At 36.7% G+C, this 24,838-nt stretch carries 27 protein-coding genes; all 27 read right to left on the bottom strand.

Translation table 11 applies throughout. The features are described from left to right. Positions 1 to 15: 15 nt before the first annotated feature. Positions 16 to 1,341, bottom strand: coding sequence for a ribosome biogenesis GTPase Der (gene der / locus PATL70BA_RS00365; RefSeq protein ID WP_125135502.1), 1,326 nt, complete (start codon positions 1,339 to 1,341; stop codon positions 16 to 18). A gap of 76 nt (positions 1,342 to 1,417) precedes the next feature. Continuing rightward, positions 1,418 to 2,779 carry a DUF512 domain-containing protein gene (locus PATL70BA_RS00360; protein WP_125135501.1) on the bottom strand — a complete coding sequence of 454 codons (1,362 nt, stop codon included), beginning with the start codon at positions 2,777 to 2,779 and terminating at the stop codon, positions 1,418 to 1,420. Between the two features lie 34 nt (positions 2,780 to 2,813). Then, entirely contained in the window at positions 2,814 to 3,671 is an 858-nt protein-coding gene (gene pgeF / locus PATL70BA_RS00355) for a peptidoglycan editing factor PgeF (RefSeq protein ID WP_243115940.1), read from the bottom strand. Then, entirely contained in the window at positions 3,668 to 4,033 is a 366-nt protein-coding gene (locus tag PATL70BA_RS00350; RefSeq protein ID WP_125135499.1) for a YraN family protein, read from the bottom strand. The genes pgeF and PATL70BA_RS00350 overlap by 4 nt, the downstream gene beginning before the upstream one ends. 27 nt (positions 4,034 to 4,060) lie before the next feature. Continuing rightward, positions 4,061 to 4,333 carry an EscU/YscU/HrcU family type III secretion system export apparatus switch protein gene (locus PATL70BA_RS00345; protein ID WP_125135498.1) on the bottom strand — a complete coding sequence of 91 codons (273 nt, stop codon included), beginning with the start codon at positions 4,331 to 4,333 and terminating at the stop codon, positions 4,061 to 4,063. Further along, positions 4,333 to 5,946: a flagellar hook-length control protein FliK gene (gene fliK, locus PATL70BA_RS00340; RefSeq protein ID WP_172596038.1), complete on the bottom strand. Its 1,614-nt coding sequence runs from the start codon at positions 5,944 to 5,946 to the stop codon at positions 4,333 to 4,335. Before fliK ends, PATL70BA_RS00345 begins: the two co-directional genes overlap by 1 nt. 180 nt (positions 5,947 to 6,126) lie before the next feature. Further along, entirely contained in the window at positions 6,127 to 6,897 is a 771-nt protein-coding gene (locus tag PATL70BA_RS00335; RefSeq protein WP_125135496.1) for a ribonuclease HII, read from the bottom strand. Between the two features lie 115 nt (positions 6,898 to 7,012). Beyond that, positions 7,013 to 7,870 carry a ribosome biogenesis GTPase YlqF gene (ylqF, locus tag PATL70BA_RS00330; RefSeq protein WP_125135495.1) on the bottom strand — a complete coding sequence of 286 codons (858 nt, stop codon included), beginning with the start codon at positions 7,868 to 7,870 and terminating at the stop codon, positions 7,013 to 7,015. A 75-nt stretch (positions 7,871 to 7,945) separates the two neighbouring features. Further along, positions 7,946 to 8,494 (bottom strand): signal peptidase I, encoded by a 549-nt coding sequence (lepB, locus tag PATL70BA_RS00325; RefSeq protein WP_125135494.1) that lies wholly within the window; start codon positions 8,492 to 8,494, stop codon positions 7,946 to 7,948. A gap of 228 nt (positions 8,495 to 8,722) precedes the next feature. Next, entirely contained in the window at positions 8,723 to 9,070 is a 348-nt protein-coding gene (rplS, locus tag PATL70BA_RS00320; protein ID WP_125135493.1) for a 50S ribosomal protein L19, read from the bottom strand. 78 nt (positions 9,071 to 9,148) lie between these two features. After that, entirely contained in the window at positions 9,149 to 9,892 is a 744-nt protein-coding gene (gene trmD / locus PATL70BA_RS00315; RefSeq protein ID WP_125138358.1) for a tRNA (guanosine(37)-N1)-methyltransferase TrmD, read from the bottom strand. Further along, a complete protein-coding gene (gene rimM, locus PATL70BA_RS00310) occupies positions 9,892 to 10,398 on the bottom strand; it encodes a ribosome maturation factor RimM (RefSeq protein WP_125135492.1) in 507 nt (168 codons plus the stop codon). The genes trmD and rimM overlap by 1 nt, the downstream gene beginning before the upstream one ends. Positions 10,399 to 10,536: 138 nt before the next feature. Continuing rightward, positions 10,537 to 10,764, bottom strand: a complete 228-nt coding sequence (locus tag PATL70BA_RS00305; protein ID WP_125135491.1) for a KH domain-containing protein — start codon at positions 10,762 to 10,764, stop codon at positions 10,537 to 10,539. Between the two features lie 60 nt (positions 10,765 to 10,824). Continuing rightward, positions 10,825 to 11,067 carry a 30S ribosomal protein S16 gene (rpsP, locus tag PATL70BA_RS00300; protein ID WP_125135490.1) on the bottom strand — a complete coding sequence of 81 codons (243 nt, stop codon included), beginning with the start codon at positions 11,065 to 11,067 and terminating at the stop codon, positions 10,825 to 10,827. 80 nt (positions 11,068 to 11,147) lie between these two features. Further along, a complete protein-coding gene (gene ffh, locus PATL70BA_RS00295; protein WP_125135489.1) occupies positions 11,148 to 12,497 on the bottom strand; it encodes a signal recognition particle protein in 1,350 nt (449 codons plus the stop codon). Between the two features lie 18 nt (positions 12,498 to 12,515). Beyond that, on the bottom strand, positions 12,516 to 12,866 hold the full coding sequence (gene ylxM / locus PATL70BA_RS00290; protein ID WP_125135488.1) for a YlxM family DNA-binding protein: 351 nt from the start codon (positions 12,864 to 12,866) through the stop codon (positions 12,516 to 12,518). A gap of 91 nt (positions 12,867 to 12,957) precedes the next feature. Then, the gene (locus tag PATL70BA_RS00285; protein WP_330510118.1) at positions 12,958 to 13,359 is read right to left on the bottom strand and encodes a VOC family protein; all 402 of its coding nucleotides are present in this window, start codon (positions 13,357 to 13,359) and stop codon (positions 12,958 to 12,960) included. Between the two features lie 72 nt (positions 13,360 to 13,431). Then, on the bottom strand, positions 13,432 to 14,454 hold the full coding sequence (locus PATL70BA_RS00280) for a TRM11 family SAM-dependent methyltransferase (RefSeq protein ID WP_125135486.1): 1,023 nt from the start codon (positions 14,452 to 14,454) through the stop codon (positions 13,432 to 13,434). Positions 14,455 to 14,492: 38 nt separating this feature from the next. Then, the gene (gene ftsY, locus PATL70BA_RS00275) at positions 14,493 to 15,422 is read right to left on the bottom strand and encodes a signal recognition particle-docking protein FtsY (RefSeq protein WP_125135485.1); all 930 of its coding nucleotides are present in this window, start codon (positions 15,420 to 15,422) and stop codon (positions 14,493 to 14,495) included. Between the two features lie 20 nt (positions 15,423 to 15,442). Continuing rightward, the gene (gene smc / locus PATL70BA_RS00270) at positions 15,443 to 19,039 is read right to left on the bottom strand and encodes a chromosome segregation protein SMC (protein WP_172596037.1); all 3,597 of its coding nucleotides are present in this window, start codon (positions 19,037 to 19,039) and stop codon (positions 15,443 to 15,445) included. A gap of 105 nt (positions 19,040 to 19,144) precedes the next feature. Then, positions 19,145 to 19,831, bottom strand: coding sequence for a ribonuclease III (rnc, locus tag PATL70BA_RS00265; RefSeq protein ID WP_125135483.1), 687 nt, complete (start codon positions 19,829 to 19,831; stop codon positions 19,145 to 19,147). A 275-nt stretch (positions 19,832 to 20,106) separates the two neighbouring features. After that, positions 20,107 to 20,334: an acyl carrier protein gene (locus PATL70BA_RS00260; protein WP_172596036.1), complete on the bottom strand. Its 228-nt coding sequence runs from the start codon at positions 20,332 to 20,334 to the stop codon at positions 20,107 to 20,109. 150 nt (positions 20,335 to 20,484) lie between these two features. Beyond that, complete coding sequence (gene plsX / locus PATL70BA_RS00255; RefSeq protein ID WP_125135481.1) at positions 20,485 to 21,483, bottom strand: phosphate acyltransferase PlsX; 999 nt, start codon at positions 21,481 to 21,483, stop codon at positions 20,485 to 20,487. Between the two features lie 104 nt (positions 21,484 to 21,587). Beyond that, positions 21,588 to 21,764 (bottom strand): 50S ribosomal protein L32, encoded by a 177-nt coding sequence (gene rpmF, locus PATL70BA_RS00250; protein ID WP_125135480.1) that lies wholly within the window; start codon positions 21,762 to 21,764, stop codon positions 21,588 to 21,590. Between the two features lie 3 nt (positions 21,765 to 21,767). Further along, positions 21,768 to 22,289 (bottom strand): YceD family protein, encoded by a 522-nt coding sequence (locus tag PATL70BA_RS00245; protein WP_125135479.1) that lies wholly within the window; start codon positions 22,287 to 22,289, stop codon positions 21,768 to 21,770. A gap of 224 nt (positions 22,290 to 22,513) precedes the next feature. Beyond that, positions 22,514 to 23,713, bottom strand: coding sequence for an acetate kinase (locus PATL70BA_RS00240; protein WP_125135478.1), 1,200 nt, complete (start codon positions 23,711 to 23,713; stop codon positions 22,514 to 22,516). 27 nt (positions 23,714 to 23,740) lie between these two features. Then, on the bottom strand, positions 23,741 to 24,730 hold the full coding sequence (pta, locus tag PATL70BA_RS00235) for a phosphate acetyltransferase (protein ID WP_125135477.1): 990 nt from the start codon (positions 24,728 to 24,730) through the stop codon (positions 23,741 to 23,743). Between the last annotated feature and the right edge of the window lie 108 nt (positions 24,731 to 24,838).

Raw genomic sequence — 24,838 nt, 5'->3', positions numbered from 1 at the left:
CTTGACAATGGCTAATTAATCTTCTTTTCGTTCCCGAATCAACATTTTAAGAGGTGTGCCTTTAAAGCCAAATGCATCTCTCAATTTGTTCTCAATGTACCGAATATATGAAAAATGTGCTAATTCCTTGTCATTTACAAATAATACAAAAGTGGGAGGCTTAATAGCGACCTGTGTCATATAATAGATTTTTAGACGTTTTCCTTTATCAGATGGCGGTTGATTCATAGCCATTGCATCATAGAGAACATCGTTAATGACGCCAGTCTGAATTCTGAGTGTCTGATTTTGTACGACCATTTCAATGGTTTCAAATAGCTTGTTGATTCTAAGACCTGTTTGTGCGGAAATGAAAACAATGGGTGCATAGGTCATATAGGCTAATGTCACTTGTATCGTATCTAAAAAGCGATACATGGTTTTGTCGTTTTTTTCTATTGCATCCCATTTATTGACCGCTATAATAGCACCTTTTCCACGATCATGAGCGATACCTGCTATCTTCGCATCTTGTTCAGTAATACCTTCTACCGCGTCGATCATAAGTACGACAATATCTGCTTTTTCTATCGCAGCCACTGCACGAATGATGCTGTATTTTTCAATTTCTTCTTTTATTTTGTTTTTACGTCTGAGTCCTGCAGTATCGATAAATATATATTCCTTATCACCAAATACAACCCTTGAGTCAATAGCGTCTCTTGTAGTTCCTGCTAGTTCACTCACAATATGACGTTCTTCACCTAAGATTTTATTGATCAATGAAGATTTGCCAACATTTGGTTTTCCTATAATGGCAATCTTGGTTATTTCCTCTTCTTCATCTGCTTCAACCCGTTCGTAGAAGTGTTTGACGATTTCATCAAGAAGATCTCCCATACCAATCTTATTCACTGCGGACAATGGCATAGGTTCGCCAAGTCCTAAATTATAGAATTCTAATACATCATACTGAAGCTTATCAAAGTTGTCTACTTTGTTAACACATAAGACAATTGGCTTCTTACTCTTTCTTAAAATATCGGCAACCTTGTAATCCGTATCGGTTAAGCCCGTTAAAACATCTACAACAAACATAATGACATCTGCCGTCTCGATAGCTGTTTCTGCTTGATAACGCATTTGTGACAAGATAATATCCTTTGAATCCGGTTCAATACCGCCTGTGTCAATGATGGTAAAGTTATGATTCAACCAATCGACATCAGCATAAATTCGGTCTCTTGTGACACCAGGCGTATTCTGTACAATGGCGATTTTTTCGCCTGCCATCATATTGAAGATGGTCGATTTGCCGACATTGGGTCGCCCTACGACTGCGACTATGGGTTTTCTACTCATTTTATTCTCCTTATATGCAAGTTGGTTCAAGGTAATACTTGCCTACTCTACATGATTATTTCCTTGCGTCAATTCATTATGTTCTATATGGCTCTACATGGCTCAGTATCGACTGAACCAGATTGCTACCAAAACAATCTATAAATGTCATAGGTGTTCCTAAAGCTTTCTCCATATCAGTAACCGTTATATCATCCAGTAATATTTTTTCACCGCTTCTTAAGACATTATCCGGTAAATAAAGATAATGACCAAGATCAAGATCCTTAACTTGATGCAGAATGTCCTTGCCTGTCAACAAACCAGAAACCGTAATCTGAGTTCCAAAAAAATCATTTTCAATACCGATGACTTGTAGCGTCAAATTCCGGATTTTCTCCTCAAGCTTACACATAAGCGTTTTTAATATGGGTTCAAATAGCTTTCCAGTAATCAAGGATATGGTAATGGGTTTAACACTTATTGAATCCAGGTCTTTTATATCTTTTGTTAGATCATCAATAAACATTCGGGTCATACCTACACCATTTTCCAGTTGTAGGTATCCATCATATGTAGCTTCAGAAGGTAAATCGAGACCGGCCATGATGTAGAACTCATCGCCCAGATGAATGAAATGACTATTATAAAGTGTCATGTATTCCTCTTGAAAAGCTTCTACAAGCTTAATGATTTCTATACAATCCTCTTTAGAGAAAGGCGCTAAAGGGTATAGACCATCTCTATGTTTGGATAAACCAACAGGTACAACAGATACGGATTGAAGATGAGGGATATACTTACTAAGCGCTTGAATGGAATAGGCTAATTCGTCTTGATCATTAAGACCCTTACAAAGTACAATTTGTCCATTCATGGTTATGCCAGCATCATAGAGTCTGTCCATGTAGGCAACGATTTTGCCGGAATTTTTGTTTTTTAACATCTTTTGTCGTAACTCTAAGTTCATGGTATGAATGGATATGTTGATCGGAGATAGATGATACTCTATAATTCTGTCCACTTCTCTATCGGTCATATTTGTCAAAGTAATATAATTGCCTTGTAAAAATGAAAGTCTAGCATCATCATCTTTAAAGTATAAGGTTTCCCGCATACCTTTTGGCAATTGGTCAATAAAACAAAAGACGCATTGATTCCTACAGGAACGGTATTCATCCATTAAGTTATTGTCGAAGACAAGTCCAAGATCTTCTTCTTCGTCTTTTTCGATTTCATAAAGCCATGGTTCATCATGTTCTAGGTTATAAATCATTAAGTCAATGAATTCATCCTTAACAAATAGGTGATAATCCAAGGCGTCTTGAACTTTTTTCCCATTTATACTGATAAGCTTATCTCCTGCTTTAATACCAAGTTCATCGGCAATACTGCCTTGTTCCACGCCAAGAATCTCGTGATCTTGGGCTTCATCTTTATTATAGTGCTTCAATTCCAATACTTCACCTTCTTTAACATGACTGTTTAGTCTGTTACTCTGTTGTCGTTTTTAACGCAATCATAGCCGCAAGACTACCTCTTTGATTCCCCATAAATCGATGGGAATAGAAATACGCATTATGGCACTTTGTACATAAATCCGTTACCACCATGTTTTTATTATCAATACCTGCATCTAACAATAACAACCGATTGGCTTCCCACAGGTCTAATTTATAGTGTTCATCATTTATTCTCGAGACAATCCGTACAATTATATCATGATTTAGATTATTTTCAAACTCTTTTATAACATCTGTACTAACTTCATAGCAACAGGCCCCTATGGATGGACCAATACCGACCATAATATCTTTAGGATTACTACCAAATGTTTGTCTCATAAGTTCTACAGTTTTAGGTCCAATGGCCTTAACCGTCCCTCTCCATCCTGCATGGGATAAGCCTATGGCTTTTTTTATAGGGTCTAAAAAAAACAAAGGCACACAATCGGCATAGAAGGTGGTTAATGTAACGCCAACTTGATTGGTAACCAAACCATCTACACCAATAATATCCGATGTTCTATAAAAGCCTTTGCCTTTGTCCTCTTTTTGAACCACACGCACATGGGCATCATGAACTTGGTCACTAAAGACTAAAGTGTCCGTAGGTACACCTATGGCATCACAAAATCGATTAAAGTTTTCTTCAACGTTATAAGGTGAGTCGCCCCTATTTTTACCAAGATTCATAGATTCATAAACACCCTTACTGATACCGCCGTATTTTGTTGAGAACCCATGGTTCACCAAACCGGTCGTTTCAAAATGTGGCAGTTTTACAACCATAACTTCTTTCTGATTTTCTATAATCATATGTTCTGAACGTAACATAATAATTCCTTTCAATAATTGGTATACCGTTTATCCATTTCAAAAGCATTTTCATAATGGGTCAGCTTTTCTTCCAGAATATCAATGATATCAAAACGCATCGACTGACCAAAGAGATTCATAACCTTACAATAGCTTAAACTTGATTTCATCATCCTTTGTCTCTTAGCATGACCGACAGCTTCATAGGGTTTACCTTTTTTATCAGAGGTTCTATATTTTACTTCTATAAAAATATAAGTGGATGCCTTATAGGCTATGATATCAATTTCACCATACCTTGTATAATAATTTCTTTTAAGTATTTTATAGCCTGCATGAACCAAATGCAAAACCGCCATTTCTTCATAGTGCCTGCCTGTATCTCTTTTGTTCATATAGCCCCCTTACATCAACTAAACCATCTATATTTTATCACGCAATTTATCCAAATCTGTTACAAAAACCAGTATTTCAGCCACCACTTTATAGAGCTCTTCCGGAATATAATCTCCTATTTCCAGTTTAGTCAGTTCATCGGCGAGTTTTGCATCCTGATAGATGGGCAAGGCTTCCTCTTGAGCTTTTTCTATGATTTTATCTGCAATTATGCCTTTACCTTTTGCCACTAAGTTTGGTGCCACTTCACCTTCACTATATTTAATGGCAACAGCCTTTTTTTTCTCTTTCATCATCATCACGCTCTCATATCAAAGGTATACCTGCTAATATTGGCTTTCACATCTTGACCATCCAGAAAATCGGTTACAACATCAAAGGATTTTTGCAAAGGGGTTACATTTATGGACAATACGTTAAAGCCTTTTCGGTTTAATAGGTTGTGCAGTCCATATAGGTTTTCATTCACGACAGAGATTTGTTTTTCATCCGTCATAAAAAACTGAATATCCAGATTTTTACCTGTTTTTTTTATATGAATGTCTGTATGCCCAAGATTTACAAGATCCAGACGCACCAATGCTGTTATGGACTTTTCTCCATCCTTGCCTTTTTTTCGATCACCAAGTACATAGAGCTCAGAATGTTGCAGTTGATCTTGTAACAACATTGGTAGGTGCATCAAGCTAAAATCTTTACCAAGGGCATTAAGGAAGGATACTGAAGATTTGACATTTTGTGCTTCTTTCAATACATGACCACTCTCATCTTTCAAGGCCAGTTCAGTACTTTTTATCAAGTCGGTCATCTTCAGATTCAGTGATTTATAATAATCTTTGACTTGTACCATATCACCAAGCGTATCTTTTGACATGAGCATACCCTTGACCAGTGTTGCATATGTGCTATCTGTTTTTAGTTGTATAAGAATACCCCTTAATTGATCTAGAGGTAACAGCTTTTCTTTTGTCATCGTAACTAAATCCACTAGATTCATCTGTTTTGGCGTTTCTAGTTTTTCAAATAGTAGTTTTTGGGCATCACTAAGGGGTAACTTTTCAATGATATTATTTTGTTGCTCAACCATATTATGCTTTAAATGACGCGAAAGATTTTCTACATCTTTCGTAAGAAGCATATCACCAAGAGGTACTTTTGATGTTGGCATAGGTATTGTTTCAATGTTTAGGTCTGCTGTAGCTTTTATGACTTGATTAAGATTACTAAGAAATTCACTACTATTTTTATCACTTGTAAGCAATGTTAAGGGTATTGGGGTTTGATCTACCGATAGTGTATCTTTAATGATTAAGGGGGATGTACTGAGTTCGGACCTTTGGATGGACGTTATATCATCTGCTAAGGACGTTATGCTTTTCATCAAAGCATGCTCATTATTTTCTAACATCGTGAGTTGCTGTATATTTTCAGATGAAACGGGTATGTCATGCTTTACCATAAAAATCAGTTGTTTTACGGTCGCTTCTGGAAATTGCTTGGTTAATTGGATGAAATTTTTAAGACTTTGGTCACTAATCGGCAGATTGTTTTCAATTAATTGGCGAACCAAATGATGATTTTCTTCTGTCAGGGGTAGTTTAGCATTTTCCAGTATGGTTATCAATTTATCTTCTACCAATTGAGGATCCTGATGTAGCGTTGTCAACAACACTTGTTTTGCAGAAGCTTCTTTGACCGCTAAAGCAACTTCATCACCAATAGAAAACATAGCCGGTTGTGCAAGCTTCGCATCCAATATTTGTCCGTTTGTGAGCTTGATTTTTACACCGGTTAAGGTCGCATCAAGAACTTCTCCTTTTACAACCTGACCTTCTTTGTAGGTCAACCTTTCACCTTTTACCGTGTTTGTTTCCGCTGTGTTTTGAACCTGCCCATATTTCTTATGAATCATATTCGGATCTATTTTCAAATTCATCACCCCTTGATGCACTTATATGTGTTTATGTTTGGTTAAGGTGTCAAAACTATATAGTTGAACTTTCGCATACAATATATAGTTATGAATGTATCAACGTAATCTATATATTGTATATGAACTTAGTGAAACTTAGTTTTGACACTTTAACCATGGTTAAGGTGTCAAAATAAAGTTTTTTATGAAGGATTTTCGGTGAATGAAACAGGGTCCCACTTTTTTTATGGCCTCTATATGTGTAGAAGAGCCATACCCTTTATTTTTATCAAAATCATAGGCAGGAAAAAGTTCATGATAGTCCTTCATCATTCTATCCCTAGTCACTTTTGCAATTATGCTGGCAGCAGCTATTGAAATACTTTTTTCATCACCTTTAATGATGGCATGTTGCTTAATATCAATGTCCGGTATTGTAACGGCATCCACCAGTAGAATGTCCGGCTGTACTTCAAGGCCATTTACAGCCTTTTGCATTGCTTTATAGGTGGCCTGCAATATATTGATGGTATCAATGGTTTCGACGCTTTCTATACCAATACTCACCGCAATAGCTTCATCCATAATCTGATGATAAAGCATTTCACGCATTTTCTCAGATAGCTTCTTTGAATCATTGATGTAGAGCAACTTTGTATCTTTTTCTAAAATGACGGCTGCTGTAACCACGGGACCGGCCAATGGTCCTCGACCCACTTCATCAATGCCACAAATAAAATCTAAATGATCGTATTTTTGTTCATATAAACGCATACGTGACATTCGATCTAACTCTTGGTTATAAGCCTGTATTTTTTTTCTAGAGCAGTCAACTAAGTATTTAACGCCAGCTCTATCATCTTCTTGAAATCTATTGATAAAAGCATCTAGTGCATGAATATCGGTTTTTTTGTAAATTTCTTTAATGGCATTAATGGGTAAAGTATTCATGGTACCCCCTTGAGTTTTATTATGTCTACTCCCATTATAGCGTATGATATGGTTCTGATAAAGATAATATTAATAAAAATAGGCGCCTAAGTCAGCGCCAATTTTGTAACACTTCTTATTTATATTCTGATACAGTTTCCAATGTCATCTTTCCGATTTTACCATTTCTAAATTCATCCAGAAACATTTTTGCCATACGCGAAACATCCGGTTCATTACCCGGTTTTAGAAGATGTCTTGTTATGGTTACGGCTTCAAGTAATTCATGCCCTTTTTTACCGGCTACATCTGTCATGGGGTATTTGTCCATGAGCAGATTCGGATATCGATCTCTCATAAACTCAAGGGCTAACATTGCAAGTCCTTCTGTATCCAATATTTCTTCCCTAATGGATCCAATCATAGCCAATTTGATGCCTACATTCTGATCTTCAAACTTAGGCCAAAGTACACCTGGTGTATCCAGAAGTTCAAACTCATTTTTCAACTTCAACCATTGTTTCCCTTTTGTAACACCGGGCTTGTTACCGGTTTTGGCGCTTGCTTTTCCAACCAATTTATTTATAAAAGTACTCTTACCTACATTAGGGATGCCCACAACCATCGCACGCATCGGTCTGTTAAGTAATCCGCGCTTTTTGTTACGTTCAATCTTTTCTTTACAAGCCAGATTAATAGCCGAAGACACACTTTTTATACCTTTTCCGTTTTGTGAGTTCACCTCAACCACAACATAGCCTTGGTTAAAAAAGAAATCTGCCCATTTTTTGGTTTCTTTTCCATCCGCCAAATCTACTTTATTTAAAACTATAATTCTTGGTTTGTTATTTGCAAGTTTTAGTACATCCGGATTTTGACTACTAATAGGTACCCTCGCATCTACCAGTTCTATAACCACATCTACGAGTTTGATATTTTCTTCCATCATTCTTTTGGCTTTGGTCATATGACCTGGATACCATTGTATATTCATATAAAGCTCCCTATTTCTCTGCATATATAAAGCATAATGAGTGATTACCCACTATGCTAAATGTATTTTCATTGGTTAGTGATCGATGGTTCCGACGAGTTTCAAAGGCCATATACGTACCACAGCTTTGCCTATAACATCATTTTTGTGAATGGTTCCCACATCCACATAACGACTGTCCGAGCTATTATTACGGTTATCACCCATAACGAAATACTCATTCGGTGGTACAACAATCGGTAAATTATTACCATATTCTGTTATGACATCAAAGTTGAAGTCAGCATCTATGGATTCACCGTTGACCAAAAGCGTTCCGTTTTGAATGTCTACCGATTCCCCTGGAAGGGCTATAACGCGCTTTATATAATATAGCTTCGGTTCATAAGGAAAAACGATAATATCATAACGTTCGATTTCACTAAAGCGGTAACTCAGTTTATCAACCACCAACTGATCACCATCATGAAGCGTTGGCTCCATGGACTTTCCGACAACATTGGTCTTTTGTCCCAAAAAATTAAAGATTATAAATACAACCAATAGTGCTATAGCAAGGTCTCTAACCCAACCCATGAGTTCTTTTTTTAATTTATTCTCTTCCAAATCTATACCTACTTTCATAATGTTAAACATTAATTTTCAAAATTACATATTTGTCATTATGTCATTGTACACCTTTTTCACTAAACAACTCAAGTTATTTTGAAAAATGTAATAAAGACTTAACGCTGAGGCGCTTATTATAAGAATTAAGTTTATCATTAAGTTTAATCAAAAAGTTTAATCAAAAAAATAAAAGGGCAGTACCTGATATTGGCCTTACCCTTTTTACTCTTATATAAGATACTCTTATCGAATTAATTCCTTAACCTTAGCACTCTTACCAATACGGCTTCTTAAGTAATTTAATTTTGCTCTTCTTACTTTACCGCGTCTGATTACTTCGATTTTTTCAATGTTTGGTGAATGTACAGGCCATGACCTTTCAACACCAACACCGTAAGAAATTCTTCTTACTGTAAAGTTTTCTTTAGAACCACCGTTTTGTCTGCTAAGAACTGTTCCTTCGAACATTTGAACTCTTTCACGGTTGCCCTCTTTAACCTTTGCATATACACGTACTGTATCTCCAACGTTAAATGACTCTACATTTTCCTTTAATTGAGCTTGCTCAATACCTCTAATAATGTTATTCATTTGAGTATCCTCCTTCCATCTTAGATGTTCATAATATCGGTTTCATAAAAGCGGAACATCCGTAGTCACAGTTAATTACTATAGCATATTTACTTCATAATTGCAATATTTTTTCAAGAATTGTTTGTCACTTTCCGTCAAATTAGCAAAAGGCAACAAATCCGGTCTTTTTTTATAAGTTCTGAGTAGGGATTGCTCTCTGCGCCAGATTTCTATATTTTTATGATGCCCGGATAACAAGACCTTGGGCACCGACATACCCTTATAGATTTCCGGTCTTGAATACTGAGGGTATTCTAGGAGATAATCATGAAAACTTTCATGTTCACTGGATGTATTGTTTTTTAGGACACCCGGTATTAACCTTGCAACAGCATCAATAATAAGGACGACCGCCATCTCGCCACCCGTTAGAACAAAATCACCTATCGAGACTTCATCCGTTACAATACTGTCGATAATTCTTTCATCAATACCTTCATAATGACCACATAGAAATGTTAGCTGATCCTCCCTGGCAAATTCTTCCGCCATTGCTTGGTTAAAGGTCTTCCCCTGGGGTGTCAGATAGATGAGCCTAGAAGTACCTTCCTTCTTGACAAGGTCCTCATAAGCGTCAAGGACAGGCTGAGCTTGAATAACCATGCCTGCACCACCACCATAGGGATAATCATCCACAGAATTGTGTTTAGAGTCACTAAAGTCTCTAAAGTTAATAGAATTGACTTGAATGATGCCTTTTTCCATGGCTTTTCCAATTATGCTATGATTTAAGCTATCCATAACCATATCCGGAAAAAGCGTCAAGACATTAAACTTCATCACATCAGTCCTTCCATGACATAAACCTTCATTCTCTGATCTGCCATATCCACATTCAAGATACAATCTTTAATGGCTGGTAATAAAAGCTCTTTACCGGATTCAAGGGTGACGACATAAACTTCATTACTACCCGTAAAAAGTACGTCTTTTAGGGTACCTAAATAAGCATCTAGGTGGTCATAAACCTTTAATCCAATTAGGTCTTGAACATAGTATTCATCTGTCTCAAGAGGCAAAGCTTCTTCTTTTGGTATTTTGATAATCCCTTGTTTTAGACTTTCAGCCATATTCATATCAATGACTTCTTTTAGTTCAAGTAGGACAAATTGATGCAGGTACTTAACTTTAACTACCGTATAATCCGCCTCTTTACCTCGGGCATCTTCTATGGTTACTTTTTTTAACAATTCAAATCGTTTTGGGTCATCTGTGGTTGGAAGGACTTTTATGACGCCTTTTACACCATGGGTATTTGCCACACGACCAATATACATATATTCCATGTTACCACCTTTTTCTTCACTTTAAGCTTTAGTAAATAAGGCTGTCTTCTAAGAAATATCGCTCACAGAACGTATTGCTTATAAGACAGCCCATTGTTTAAGCTTAACTTAATTATTTTATAGGACTACATAAAATGATTAAAGTATTTCTACAACCACACGTTTATCATCTTTGGTTGCAGCTGCTTTGACGACCGTTCGTATAGCTTTAGCAATACGACCTTGTTTGCCGATTACTTTACCCATATCATCCGGTGCCACTTTCAATTCCAAAATTGTAGAACGTTCACCTTCTACCTCGTTGACGACAACGGCTTCAGGATGATCCACCAGTGCTTTCGCAATTGCTTCTACTAATTCTTTCATATGCCGACCTCCTACGTAAATGACAGCGTTCATGCGTCCGTATCAGGACCCTTAGACACCTTATTCAACGATACCAGCGATTTTTAAAAGTTTGCTTACAGTTGTCGTAGGTTGAGCGCCAGTGCTAAGCCATTTTTTAGCTATTTCCGCATCGATTTTAAGATCGATTGGATCTTTTGTTGGATTGTAATAACCTAATTGCTCAATAAACTTACCATCTCTTGGAGATCTTGAGTCTGCAACTACGATTCTATAAAAAGGAGCTTTCTTTTGTCCTAATCTCTTAAGTCTCATTTTTACCATGTGTTTCACCTCCTTATGCTTAATGTTAATATATAGAAACCACACTTTGGGTATATACCCGATATGTAGGTATTCATGAATTAAAAGGGCAAATTACCGAACATGCCTTTACCGCCACGGCGTCCTTTTTTACCCATCATGCCACTCATTTGTTTCATCATTTTCTTGGATTGTTCAAATTGCTTGATAAAACGGTTCACATCTTGAATTTTGTTGCCCGAACCTGCTGCAATTCGATTTTTCCTAGAAACATTAATGACATTTGGATCGTTACGTTCTTCTACGGTCATGGACAAAATCATAGCTTCCATTTTAGCCATTTCCTTGTCATCTATCTGAACGTTTTTCATCTGGGCGCTCATACCCGGAATCATCGCCATCAAATCCGACAAAGAACCCATACTTTTAAGCTGTTGCATCTGTTCTAGAAAATCCTCGAAATTAAATTCCGCTTTTCGGAACTTCCGCTCCATTTCAGATGCTTTTTTCTGATCTATGTTGCTTTGGGCTTTCTCGATTAAAGTTAATACATCACCCATACCCAAAATCCTTGAGGCCATACGCTCCGGATAGAAAACTTCCAAATCCGATAATTTCTCACCCATACCTGCAAATTTGATGGGTTTTTGAGTAACTGCTTTAACGGATAAAGCTGCACCACCCCGAGTATCACCATCCAACTTTGTAAGGATGACACCATCAACACCTATTTTCTCATTAAATAACTCTGCTACATGAACGGCATCTTGTCCCGTCATAGCATCGACAACCAACAACGTTTCTTTTGGTTTTATAACCTCTTTAAGCTCTATTAGTTCATCCATCATGGTTTCATCGATATGAAGTCTACCGGCTGTATCCAAAATAATTAGATCATGATGATTTTTACTACCATGTTCAAGGGCCGCTTTTGCAATATCAATGGGTTTGTTTTGATTGCCCATAGAAAAAACCGGAATGCTCAATTGCTCGCCCACAACCTGAAGTTGCTTAATCGCTGCCGGACGGTAAATATCACAAGCCACCAAAAGCGGTTTTTTACCTTTTTTCTTTAACAGACCAGCCAGTTTGGCTGATGTTGTCGTCTTTCCTGCACCTTGCAATCCGACCATCATATAGATGGTTGGCCCACCGCCTGTTGTGAATGTCAGTTCGGATTCATCTGAACCCATAAGTGCAACCATTTCTTCATTTACTATTTTTATAACGTGCTGTCCGGGTGTCAAGCTTTCCATAACTTCATCCCCGATTGCCCGTTCTTTAACCGCATTAACAAAGTCTTTAACGACTTTAAAATTAACATCCGCCTCTAGAAGCGCCATTTTTACTTCACGCATTGCGGCTTTGACGTCTGCCTCACTCAACTTACCTTTTTTCTTTAAGTTATTAAATATATTTTGAAATTTGTCTGATAAACTCTCAAATGCCATGTAAGGCCTCCAATATTTTTACATATCATCCATCATCGCTTGTGTGATGGCCTCAATCTCTGTCAAACGTCCATCGTTATGACTTTCTTTGAGTTTTGCTATAAGCTCATGAACCATCATGGCCCTTTTTTTATTTCTAATGAATCGATGCACCAGTTGTAATTTGTCTTCAAAATGATGTAATTGTTGATCACACCGTTTTAAAGCATCAAATACACCTTGTCTGCTTATATTTAGTTGTTCAGATATCTCACCCAATGATAAATCATCAAGATTATAGAGTTGGTACAATTGCTTTTGGCGCTCTGTTAGCAATTCACCATAAAAATCAAATAATAAAGTTTTTTCAAAAACTTGATCCATCATCATCACCACTGTTAAGTTCTTTTCCTTTACAGTGGTATTATAGAGTAATATTCTTTTTATGTCAAGTTCAAATTACATATACTTTGGCGTAAAATTATACGGTTAATTCTACACAGTTACCATCCGGATCTAAAACAACGCTCTCGTAGTAATTGTCTCCGGTGACTCTTGGTTCACTGGCAATGGTATAACCATCACTTCTTAACTTCTCAGTAATTCGAACAACTTCCATTTCACTTCCAACGGATAAGGCAAAATGTGCCAATCCAAGACAAGACAAAAGTTGGTAAGCTTCTAGTTCAACAATATCCGGCATGGTCATTAACTCAATTCGGGCACCTTCATCAAAGGTAATAAAATAGGATTCAAACTCCTTTTTCTTATTATGATATTTATGTCCGGATTTACCCTTAAAATATTGACAATAAAAAGTTTTCATAACTTCTAGTTGATTGGTCCATATTGCAATATGATTGATTTTCAATTCTACACCCACTTTTCAAATGTTAATGAATTAGATTCTACTCTATCATAACCCAAAGTCCTACAAAATTCAAAATACTTAATACTAGCCTTTGTATGCAATTATAATATCTCTTGTTATCGCTTGAGATACTCGGTGTTCTAACTTAGACATTTCAAGATCTTTCATTACAATATAACCATGATCTTCAAAAATCTGAATGAGGCTCTCTCTTGTATCTGTATAGATGTTCCAGGATATAGCAATCGCACCACCCTTTTTCAAATAAGGATCCCAGGATGTTAAACCTTGGTCTAACAGACCACTTAAGCCAATGGTTTTTTCTCCTTTTTCTTTGCCACTATGTTGTACACCATAAGGTAAATCCGTCACAATCAGATGTATTGAATTATGACGAAAGGCACCTTCAAAATACGTCGTATCCGCTCTTAACACTTTCAATTCACGGAGATCGCCTGACTTGTATTGATCTTTATCTTTTGCATATTGTAACTCGAAGGTTTCACCTATGGTCTTACGATTATGGATTAATTTGCCTCTTTGATTGGTGTGTTTAAATCTGGCATCCTTGATATAGCGCGTTATATAAGTACCAAGATCCGCCACATGTTTTTTATCTTTTTCCACACCATAAGCATCATAACCGTTAATCATGGCTTCAAATAGTGTCGTCCCCTTTCCGCATAAAGGATCTAGCAATTTAAGATGGGGTTCGTCATAGAAATCTGAATGGTATAAAGCGAGGTTCATCATCATACGTGTAATGACTTCATTGGTTTTTCCATTGTATTTCAATCGAATACTCAGATCTTCTTCAAAATCCGGTGCATACTCAATAAGTATTGGCTTAAAAAGATCTTTATCTACGATTTGAAACAAAGCATAAAAAAAGGATAATCTACAGATAGATTTAAGCATATTAGCATTCAGTGTCACCTCTGATTCAAAGGTCATATAAGTGGCTTTATTCACCCCTTGTATGGTAGGTTCACTCTCTAGGAAATTATAAGCTGTTAGTAATGATTTTAATTCTACTTGACACATCTTGACATAAGCATCATGATAAGCCACGTTGTAATTAGGGCGCATTAATATGGTGTATTTCATAGTTCTCCTTAAAAGTTCGTTTTGTTAAGGCTTATGCCTTACTGTTTAAAAAGGGCTTCAACAAATTCTTCCGGGTTAAAATCTTGTAGATCATCGATACCCTCACCAACGCCAATAAACTTAACCGATAGATTCAGTTCTGACTGTATGGCAATGGCGATACCACCTTTTGCTGTTCCATCCAACTTGGTAAGAACGATGCCTGTAATATTTGCAACTTCTTTAAACTGCTTGGCTTGTTGTAGCGCATTTTGGCCCGTCGTACTGTCAAGGACCAACAACACTTCTTTGTGGGCCTCAGGGTACTCACGGTCAATAATCTTGTTAATCTTCCCAAGCTCATCCATAAGATTTTTCTTGTTATGAAGACGTCCAGCTGTGTCACAAATAAGCATATCTGCTTTTCTGGCTTTGGCAGCAAAAACAGCATCATAGACGACCGCTCCAGGGTCCGAGTTGGCTTGACCTGCAACAATGTCTACATTTGCTCGGTTAGACCATTCGGTCAATTGCTCAATAGCGGCCGCTCGAAAAGTATCTGCAGCTGCAAGGACCACCTTCTTACCTTGGGCTTTATAACGCATAGCCAACTTGCCTATGGTCGTGGTTTTACCAACACCGTTAACCCCAATAATGAGTATAACGGATTTTTTTTCCTCGAAAATATAAGCATCATCCGATAAGTGCATGATTTCCATTAATTCTTCTTTTAGTAGATTTTTGACTTCCATTGGATCTTTAATATGCTGTTCTTTTACCTTAACCTTAATATCGGATAAGATTCTAAGAGCCGTATGGACACCAAAGTCAGCCATAATCAGAGCTTCTTCCAGTTCTTCATAAAAATCTTCGTCAATACTTGAAAATCCACTTAGAACCTGATCAACACCACCTAATATATTATCTCTCGTTTTTGTTAGTCCCTCGACCAATTTGCCGAAGAAACCTCTTTTCTTATTCTCTGACATAATAACCTTTCTTTCCGGAATTATTCCAATATATCTTCTAATAGTTTAACAGACACTTGCGTTGATATACCTTTTTCCTGCATGGTAATCCCATATAATGCATCACTCACTTCCATAGTACCTCTTCTATGCGTTATGATGATAAATTGCGTATTTACAGTGAGTTTTTTTAAATACTTTGCAAACCGCTCAACATTAGCATCATCAAGAGCAGCCTCAATCTCGTCAAGTACACAAAAGGGAGATGGTTTTAAGCTTTGTATAGCAAAAAGAAGTGCAATTGCTGTAAAAGCACGTTCACCACCTGATAGAAGCATCATACTCTGAAGCTTTTTACCCGGTGGCTGTACGTTAATGTGTATACCGGCCTCGAGTACCTGTTCTTCATCAGACAGCCTTAAAAAAGCCTTACCGCCACCAAATAGATCCTTGAAAACCTGTTGAAACTTAAGGTTTATAGCGTTAAACTGCTCCCTGAATTGTGTTTGCATTCTTTCTTCGAGCTCAATTATGACTGTTCTAAGTTGCTTCTCAGCTTCAATTAAGTCTTCTTTTTGCTCAGATAGAAACTGATGACGTTCATCCACCGTCTTATACTCCGTAATGGCATTAACGTTAACATCACCTAAGTCCCTAATCTGTGTTTTTAGGGCTTCAATGGATTTCTTAATAGATGACATGCTACCTAATTGATCTTGTTCTTGTGTCATTATATGGTTGTAGGTCAACTCATACTCATTCCACATATATTCCATGTGGCTTTCTTTTTGTGCTTCCAGCTTGGATAAGCTGTTTTGAACCCTTAAGGCATCTTTTTCAAGTAAAGTTATACTTTCGGATAATTCTTCTTGTTTAAGGTACAATGCCTCTTGCTCTTTACTCAGGTGCTGTTTATCCAGCGTTTTTTGCTGAATTTGAATCTGGACTTTTTGAATTTGTGCTTCAAAAGTAGCCGTCTCTTGACCATAAGTCTCAAGAAGTTCAATTTTAGTTTTTTGATTAGATACTGCTGACATAATATCAGATTCTATACGTATGATATCATCTGTCCGTTCTTTGATTTCTTCCTGCATACGATTCAGATTGCTTTTTGCATTATGTCGCTGTTCATTTAATGAAGCATGCTCAAGTCGAATATTGGTGATGGTTTCAAGTAAAATCTCTTTTTCTTTCTTAAGACCAACTGTTTTTTCCATCATATCCTTGACGGTCGATTCTGCCTCATCCTTATTGATTTCATTTTCCATGAGATTTTTCTCAAGTTCTGTCAACTGAAAAGTCAATTCTTGTTCTTGGACTATAATCTGGTCGACTTCTATTTTGAGTTCTTTTAGTTCTTCATCACTTTTAGTAACATCACCCTTTAATTGATGCATTTGAATATTTTTTCCGTTTAATTCTATAGAGACCGATTGAAGTCTAGAAGCTATTGTCTCTAGTTTTTCATCTAGATTACTTTTTTCTTCTAATTGTGTTTGATACACCAAATCCGTTTCCTTAAGCTGCTGATCCAATTCATGAATGCGTACGCTTAAAGTCTCAAGATCCCTTTTTCTCGATAAGAATTGTGTATTGTCATTCTTATAAGCACCGCCTGTTAAAGATCCGCCTGGATTAACCATATCTCCGGTTAAGGTAACAATCCTAAGGGTATTGTTATGTTTTTTACCCATGGAAATAGCATCATTTATATCACCTACAATGATGGTACGTCCCAGCAAGAAGGATAAAATATTTGAATATCTATCGGATGCTTCTACCAATTCATCACCATATCCGACAAACCCTTTTTCCAATCGAAGCGCTGCATTCTTTTGTATGTTGGGCTTGATGTTCGTAAGCGGCAAGAAAGTAGCACGACCGGCTTTTTGTGTTTTCAAATACGCTATAAGGCTTTTTGCTGTTGCCTCATCTTCTGTTATTACATTTTGATAGCTGCCGCCAAGGGCAATTTCAATGGCTTTCTCATATTTTTTTTCCACTTTGAGGATATCGGCTACAACACCACATATTTTTTTCTCATATATCGGCAGATGCCTTTGTGACATTACTTTTTTTATACTAAGATTATAGCCTTCATACTGATCTGTGATTTCTGTTAAAGCTTTATGCTTTGATTTCAGATTCTGAACATCTGAAATCATGGTATTACGTTTTTCTTCTATACTTTTAATATTTTCTTGTATGCGACTTAAAGAGAGATTATAAACATTTTTTTCATCCTCAAGTTTATGAATCTCAGCTTGATAACCCTCTCTTAAATCTGTTTCATTCTTTAAAGACAATTTTAATGCCTCAAGAGATTTTGATAAAATCCTTTGCCTCGCTTCAAGACTTTCTTTCCTAGAAAAGGCGTTTTCAGTCATTGTATGGTATCGTTGCATTTTTGTTTTTATGTTGGAGATTTCGTTCAGACGTTCTATCATATTGCTTTGAATCATGCCCACAGCATCTTCTTCTTTTAATATGATCTCATTGATTTCCTTAAGCTTTTTTTCGTGTTCTCTTAGATCGTCTTCACTTTTTTCACTGGTTTCAAAAAGAGAAGCCATATCCTCTTGATACTGTTGTAACGTTTCTTCAATTTTTCCCCTTTTTTGTTTTAGAATATTGATGTCAGACTCAAATCTATTTATATTGCTGTTTAGATGGGTAATCTGCTCCTGCGTCAGTTTGATTTCACTTTCTTTTTTTTCTTTAAGCACCGTCAGTTGAGTTGACTGATTCCTGATAACATCAATCTCACTCTCCAGGGTTTCAAGTTTTTTTACAAATTCACTGTGCTTCGTCTTGTTGAGTTGGTAATCTGTGCGTACTTGCTTTATGTTTTCATCAATAATCTTAGCTTTAGCTTCATTTTCATCAATTTGATCATTGATTTTTTTTATTTCCATAACAAAACTACCAATCTCATTAACTTTCAATTCTTCTTTATACCTGAGATAGGCTTTGGCTTTTGTGGCTTGTTCTGTTAAAGTTTCTTTTTGATGCGCTAATTCTGTGATAATATCATTGATTCTATATAGATTTTGCTTCTCTTCATCTAATTTTTTTTCTGCGCTTTCTTTACGTTTTTTAAACTTTACGATACCAACTGCCTCATCAAATAAAGCCCTACGCTCTTCCGGCTTGTTCGATAATATTTTTTCAATCTGGCCTTGGCCGATTATAGAATAGCCTTCTTGGCCGATCCCAGTATCCATAAATAGCTCAAGTACATCTCTCATTCTACAGTTCGTACCATTTATGAAGTATTCACTTTCACCGGAACGGTAGACCCTTCTAGATACAGTTACTTCCGAATATGAAATGGGAATTTTCATATCATGGTTGTCAATGGTCAAATCAACTTGGCAATAACCAAGGGGTTTCCTTGCTTCTGTACCTGCAAAGATTACATCTTGCATTTTACTACCACGTAATTGTTTGGCACTTTGTTCACCCAGCACCCATCTAACGGCATCTGCTACATTGCTTTTACCACTGCCGTTAGGCCCAACGATGGCTGTGATGCCTTTTTCAAACTTAAATACCATTTTATTGGCAAAAGACTTAAAACCGTACAACTCTATGCTTTTTAAATGCATGCTGATCTCTCCAAAATGTGATTGTAACATCACGATATTTTACACAAATTTCGATTCATTTGTCCCAGACACGCGTAATCACTCAATAAAAATTGGACAACTTATAATCGTTTATAAATTGTTCAGAAATTATTGTTACACGATTTTTTTAATGGCGTCAAAGGCTGCCTCTTGTTCTGCTGATTTTTTGCTTCTTCCAAATCCATGACCAATGGTTTCACCTAGATGAACCGCTATGACTTCAAAAAGCTTAGAATGGTCAGGACCTTTTTCACTTACGATAAGATATTCAACCGATTGATCACTGTTTTTTTGAATGATTTCTTGAAGATGGGTTTTACTGTCTACAAAAAGCTTTCTCTTTTCAACATCTTTTAATAATGTTGACTCGACAAAAATCCGTGCTTCTTCAAGACCACCGTCTAAATAAATAGCGCCTATTAACGCTTCTACCGCATCTGACAAAACTGAAGACCTTAATCTACCTCCAGAATTATCTTCTCCTTTTCCAAGAAGTAAGTAATCTCCTAGATTAATTTCTCTAGAAAAGTTAGCAAGCGTTGGTTCACAAACAATACTGGCTCTAAATTTGGTCAACTCCCCTTCTAACATCTCATGGTACTTACGAAATAAGAATTCTGATGTAATAATCTCAAGAACTGCATCACCTAAGAATTCTAACCGTTCATTGTTCTCAAACTTACTCAAACGATGTTCATTTGCATAGGAACTATGCGTCAGAGCTCTTTCAAGAAGTCTCAAATCAACAAATTGATACCCAATAATATCTTGAAATTCTTCAATATCTTTTACAATGGACATATCTATTCTCACTTTCTTAAATAGTAATCACAGTTAAATATTATATCATAAACTTATTTAATTTTCTATTAAATAACGGCTCATAATCCTATAAGAACAAAGAGGCTACGCCTCGTTTTGCAAAGCAAATTGTTCCGGCAGGAAAGATTTCCTTGATTGTTAATGCGAGGCTTCAACGCATTAACATGGCACAGTCTTTCCTAGAGAAGAAAAAAGAAGCTTCATTTCTGAAACCTCTTTCCATTTATCCTGTATACAATAACATCTATTAAAAATTATCCGTTATTCTTAACCATATTGATAGCATCGCCAACTGTCTGAATACTGTCTAAGGCTTCCTCATCCAACTCTACATCGTAGGCATCTTCTACAGCCATAATGATTTGTGCCAAGTCAAGGGAATCAATACCAAGATCATCCGAAAAATGCATATTCTCTTTTAGTTCTTCCGGTCCGTACGTTGTAAATTCTGCTATGATTTCTAATAATTTACTTTCATCCATAATAAGCTCCTTTCTCATTGAGTTCCTATAAAGAACTTGTCTGATATGGTTAAGGCATAAAAACTATGTAAAACGAAAAAGTTCTCATACGTTAACCTTGATATAATAAGACCATCTTACTATAATTTTATAACATAATCAACCACTGACTTATAATAATTGTTGTTTAATTTTATCATTCACTTTATGATCGATAAAAGTCTTACATTGTAGGATAGCATTCTTAAATGCTTTAGCATTTGAGCTACCATGTGCTTTTACAACTAAAGCCTCAAGACCGAGTAAGGGCGCCCCGCCATACTCCGTATAATCTAATCTCTTTTTCATGGATTTCATGGACTTTTTAATAAGTAGACCACCAATCTTGCTCACAGTTGTAGACATAATCGATTCTTTTACCATACCAAGTAAAGATGCGGCCAAACCTTCTGTTAACTTTAGAATAACATTACCAACGAAACCATCACATACAATAACATGGGCTTCGCCTGTAGGAATATCTCTAGCCTCCATATTACCAATAAAATTCAAAGTGGTATCGTTCTTCAACAAAGGAAATGTATCTTTTACTAAAGCATTACCTTTTTTGTCCTCCGAACCATTGTTGACCAAAGCAACTTTAGGATGCTTAATATCTAAAATGTTTTCATAATAGATGGATCCCATCTTAGCAAACTGATGTAAAAAATGAGGCTTACTGTCTACATTGGCACCACAATCAATAAGCAAAGTCATACCTTTTTCATTAGGAATTAAAGAACCTAGTGCAGGACGTTCAATGCCTTTCATACGCCCAATGACCAGAGTCCCTCCTGCTAATACAGCACCTGTACTCCCGGCTGATACCAATGCCTCTGCCTTTTTATCTTTAACAAGATACAAAGCTCGGACCAAAGACGCATCTTTTTTTCTTCGTATGGCAAGTACTGGAGATTCATCATTGGTGATGACCTCAGTCGTATGGATGATTTCCATTCTGTTCTTATCATACGTCTTACCTTTTAATATTTCATTGATTTTAGGTTCATCACCGGTTAGTATCAAGTAAATGTCTTCGCAAGTATTTAGTGCCCAAACAGCACCTTCTACCATGGCCTTAGGTGCATCATCGCCACCCATGGCGTCAATTACAATCTTCTTTAGTTCCATGTTCCGCCTCCTCTTTTTATGTAAAAGAAAGTCGTCATTTCCTAATACATAAAATAGCGTAACCATAATGGTTACGCTGTTTATATTCATTGGAAAAGTGTAGATTATTTTACTTCTAATACTACTTTGCTCTTATATGTGCCACATTTTTTACAAGCTCTGTGAGACATTACGAGTTCGCCACATTTTGTACAAGTGGACAGATTTGGAGCCGTTAATTTCCAATTGGCTCTTCTACTATTTCTTCTCGCTTTGGATACTTTACGTTTTGGTACTGCCATGGTCTACACCTCCTTAAATCTTTCATTGAATAAATCTTTTAGTCCAGCAAGTCTGGGATCTACATTGTCATCTTCGCAATTACATGTTTCTTCGTTAAGATTTGCACCACATACCTTGCAAATACCTTGACATGATTCGTTGCAAAGAACTTTCATAGGCACATTCATATAGATTTCGTCTAAAGCCAATTTTTCCACATTCAGAACTGAGTTCTTATAATAATCCTTCATATCATCGCTTTCAGAATCATCAACATGCTCATTTAATTCTCTTGTGAACTGACCTTCAACCATTGTTATGACTTCATTCATACAACGATTGCAGTACATTACTAACTCTACTTCAACCTTGCCTTGGGTCAAATATTCGCCTTCACCTAATTGGGTAACTTCGAATTCGATTTTGATGGGCTTACTAATTTCATAAACTTCACCACCGAATTCAAGTTGATCCATTTCTAAGGTTCGCTGGATAGTAACATCTTTAACCGTTTGTGAAAACAGTTCCGTTAAATTAATATGCATGATACCACTCCTTTAGCTGTAAAGCAAAACCGCTTTATACCTCGAATAATAACCACATGTAATTATACATATGCCCAAATATTTTGTCAAGGGTAAATATTAGATCACATAATAATGATACCTTGTTTTCGAAAATATAAAGGCAACAACAGGAGTCATTGCCTTTATACAGCATATTATTATGTCTTTAATTATGGTGTCAAGCTCACCTTAATTCTTAATACTTAGTTTTTTTTGATAAGTTGCTTTGTTTCTCTAGCGATTGCCAATTCCTCGTTGGTAGGAATGACAAGAGATCTTACAGTTGCACCTTCCGCTGAAAAGTCACGTTCCATTGAACGAACATGGTTCAACTCATCATCAACTTTAACACCTAAATATCCTAAGTAATTACATACTTCTTTTCGCACTTCATGATTATTTTCGCCAAGTCCTGCAGTAAATACAACTGCATCAATACCATTCATAACAGCAGCATAAGCACCTACGTACTTAGCGACTTTTAGGTGATACACATCCATGGCTAAAGCTGCTTGTTTGTTACCATCCGCTATTGCGTCTTCAATATCTCTAAAATCACTGGAGAACTGTGAGAGTCCCTTTATACCGGATTCTTTGTTTAATACATTAATAACCTCATCTAAAGTTAATCCTTCTTTTTCAGCAATAAACTGAACGATCGCAGGATCAAGGTCACCACAACGGGTTCCCATAGCAAGACCTTCAAGTGGTGTTAAACCCATACTTGTATCTACAGACTTTCCTCCATCTATAGCACATACACTGGCACCGTTACCTAAGTGACAAACAACAATCTTCATATCTTCAATGTTACGTCCCAAAAACTCTGCTGTTCTGTATGCAACATATTTGTGAGATGTACCATGAAAACCATATTTTCTAATTTTGTGTTTCGTGTAATATTTGTATGGAAGTGCATATAGATAAGCTTTTGGCTCCATTGTCTGATGGAAAGCTGTGTCAAATACCGCTACTTGTTTCGTATTTGGCATAAGTACTTCACAAGCATTAATACCAACGAGATTGGCTGGGTTATGCAAAGGTGCCAAATCACTGCACACTTTGATAGCATCTTTCACTTCTTCCGTAATAATAGTCGAAGCTGAAAATGCTTCTGCCCCATGTACAACTCTGTGACCTACAGCAGCAATTTCATCCATTGAATCAATAACACCATGAGCAGGATCTGTTAAAGTTGCAAGGACTGCTTTTACTGCTTCTTTGTGATCTTTCATAGGTATTTGTAATTTCATCTTATCATGGCCTTTTGGTTTGTGGCCAATAAAAGAACCATCAAAACCAATGCGATCACAAATACCGATGGCTAATACATCTTCATTTTCCATGTTAATGAGTTGATACTTAACTGATGAACTTCCACAATTCAATACTAAAATATTCATATCTTTACTCCCTTTTCCTTCGTCATTCTATTGAGCTTGTACCGCTGTTATTGCAACGACACCGACAATATCTTCAGCTGTACAGCCTCTAGATAAATCATTGACAGGTTTTGCGATTCCTTGTGTAATAGGTCCGTATGCATCCGCTTTAGCAAGTCTTTCAGTTAACTTATAACAGATATTACCCGCATCAAGATCTGGAAATACCAATACATTGGCATGACCTGCAATCTCATTGCCAGGTGCCTTCGCTGCGCCTATACTTGGAACAATTGCTGCATCCGATTGAAATTCACCATCAATTTTATACTCAGGATAAAGTGACTTTGCAATTTTGGTTGCTTCTACAACTTTGTCTACGTCCGGATGTGTGGCACTTCCTTTTGTAGAATGGGACAACATGCCTACGATAGGTTCAGCGCCTACAAGACTTTTAAATGATTTTGCAGAACTACCTGCTATTGCCGCAAGTTCTTCTGCATTAGGGTTTTGAACCAATCCACAATCGGAGTAAACAAAAATGCCTTGATGTCCAAATTCACAATTTGGAACGACCATGACAAAAAATGAAGAAACAAGTTTTGTGTTGGGTGCTGTTTTTAGAATCTGAAGAGATGGTCTAAGTACGTTGGCTGTTGAATTAACAGCACCTGCTACCATACCATCCGCCAATCCCATTTTCACCATCATGACGCCTAAGTACAATGCATCTGTTTTTAGGATTTCCCCGGCTTTTTCTAAAGTCATACCTTTTTTTTCTCGGAGTTCCACCAACTTGGCAACATAAGCATCCATTTGCTCAAATGAATTTGGATCAACGATGGTTGCACGTGAGATGTCAAAATTCATGCCTATATTTGTGATTTCATCTTTATCACCGATTAGAATGACATCACAAATATCTTCGCTTAATATTTGTGCCGTGGCTTCAAGTGTTCTTATTTCCATACTTTCAGGTAAAACGATGGTTTTTCTGGATTGTCTTGCTCTGTCCTTAATTGCTTCAATAAAACTCATTTTTTGCCCCTTTCAGACTGGCTCATTTATTACGTTATAATTATCAAAGACCATTGACTCTAAGCACATCATAGTTGCTTACAGTAAATGATCATTGTTCATATATGA

This window comes from Petrocella atlantisensis (assembly GCF_900538275.1).
GTDB lineage: Bacteria > Bacillota > Clostridia > Lachnospirales > Vallitaleaceae > Petrocella > Petrocella atlantisensis.
Note: the sequence above shows the minus strand (reverse complement) of the source record. Positions and strands in the feature narration are given on the sequence as shown.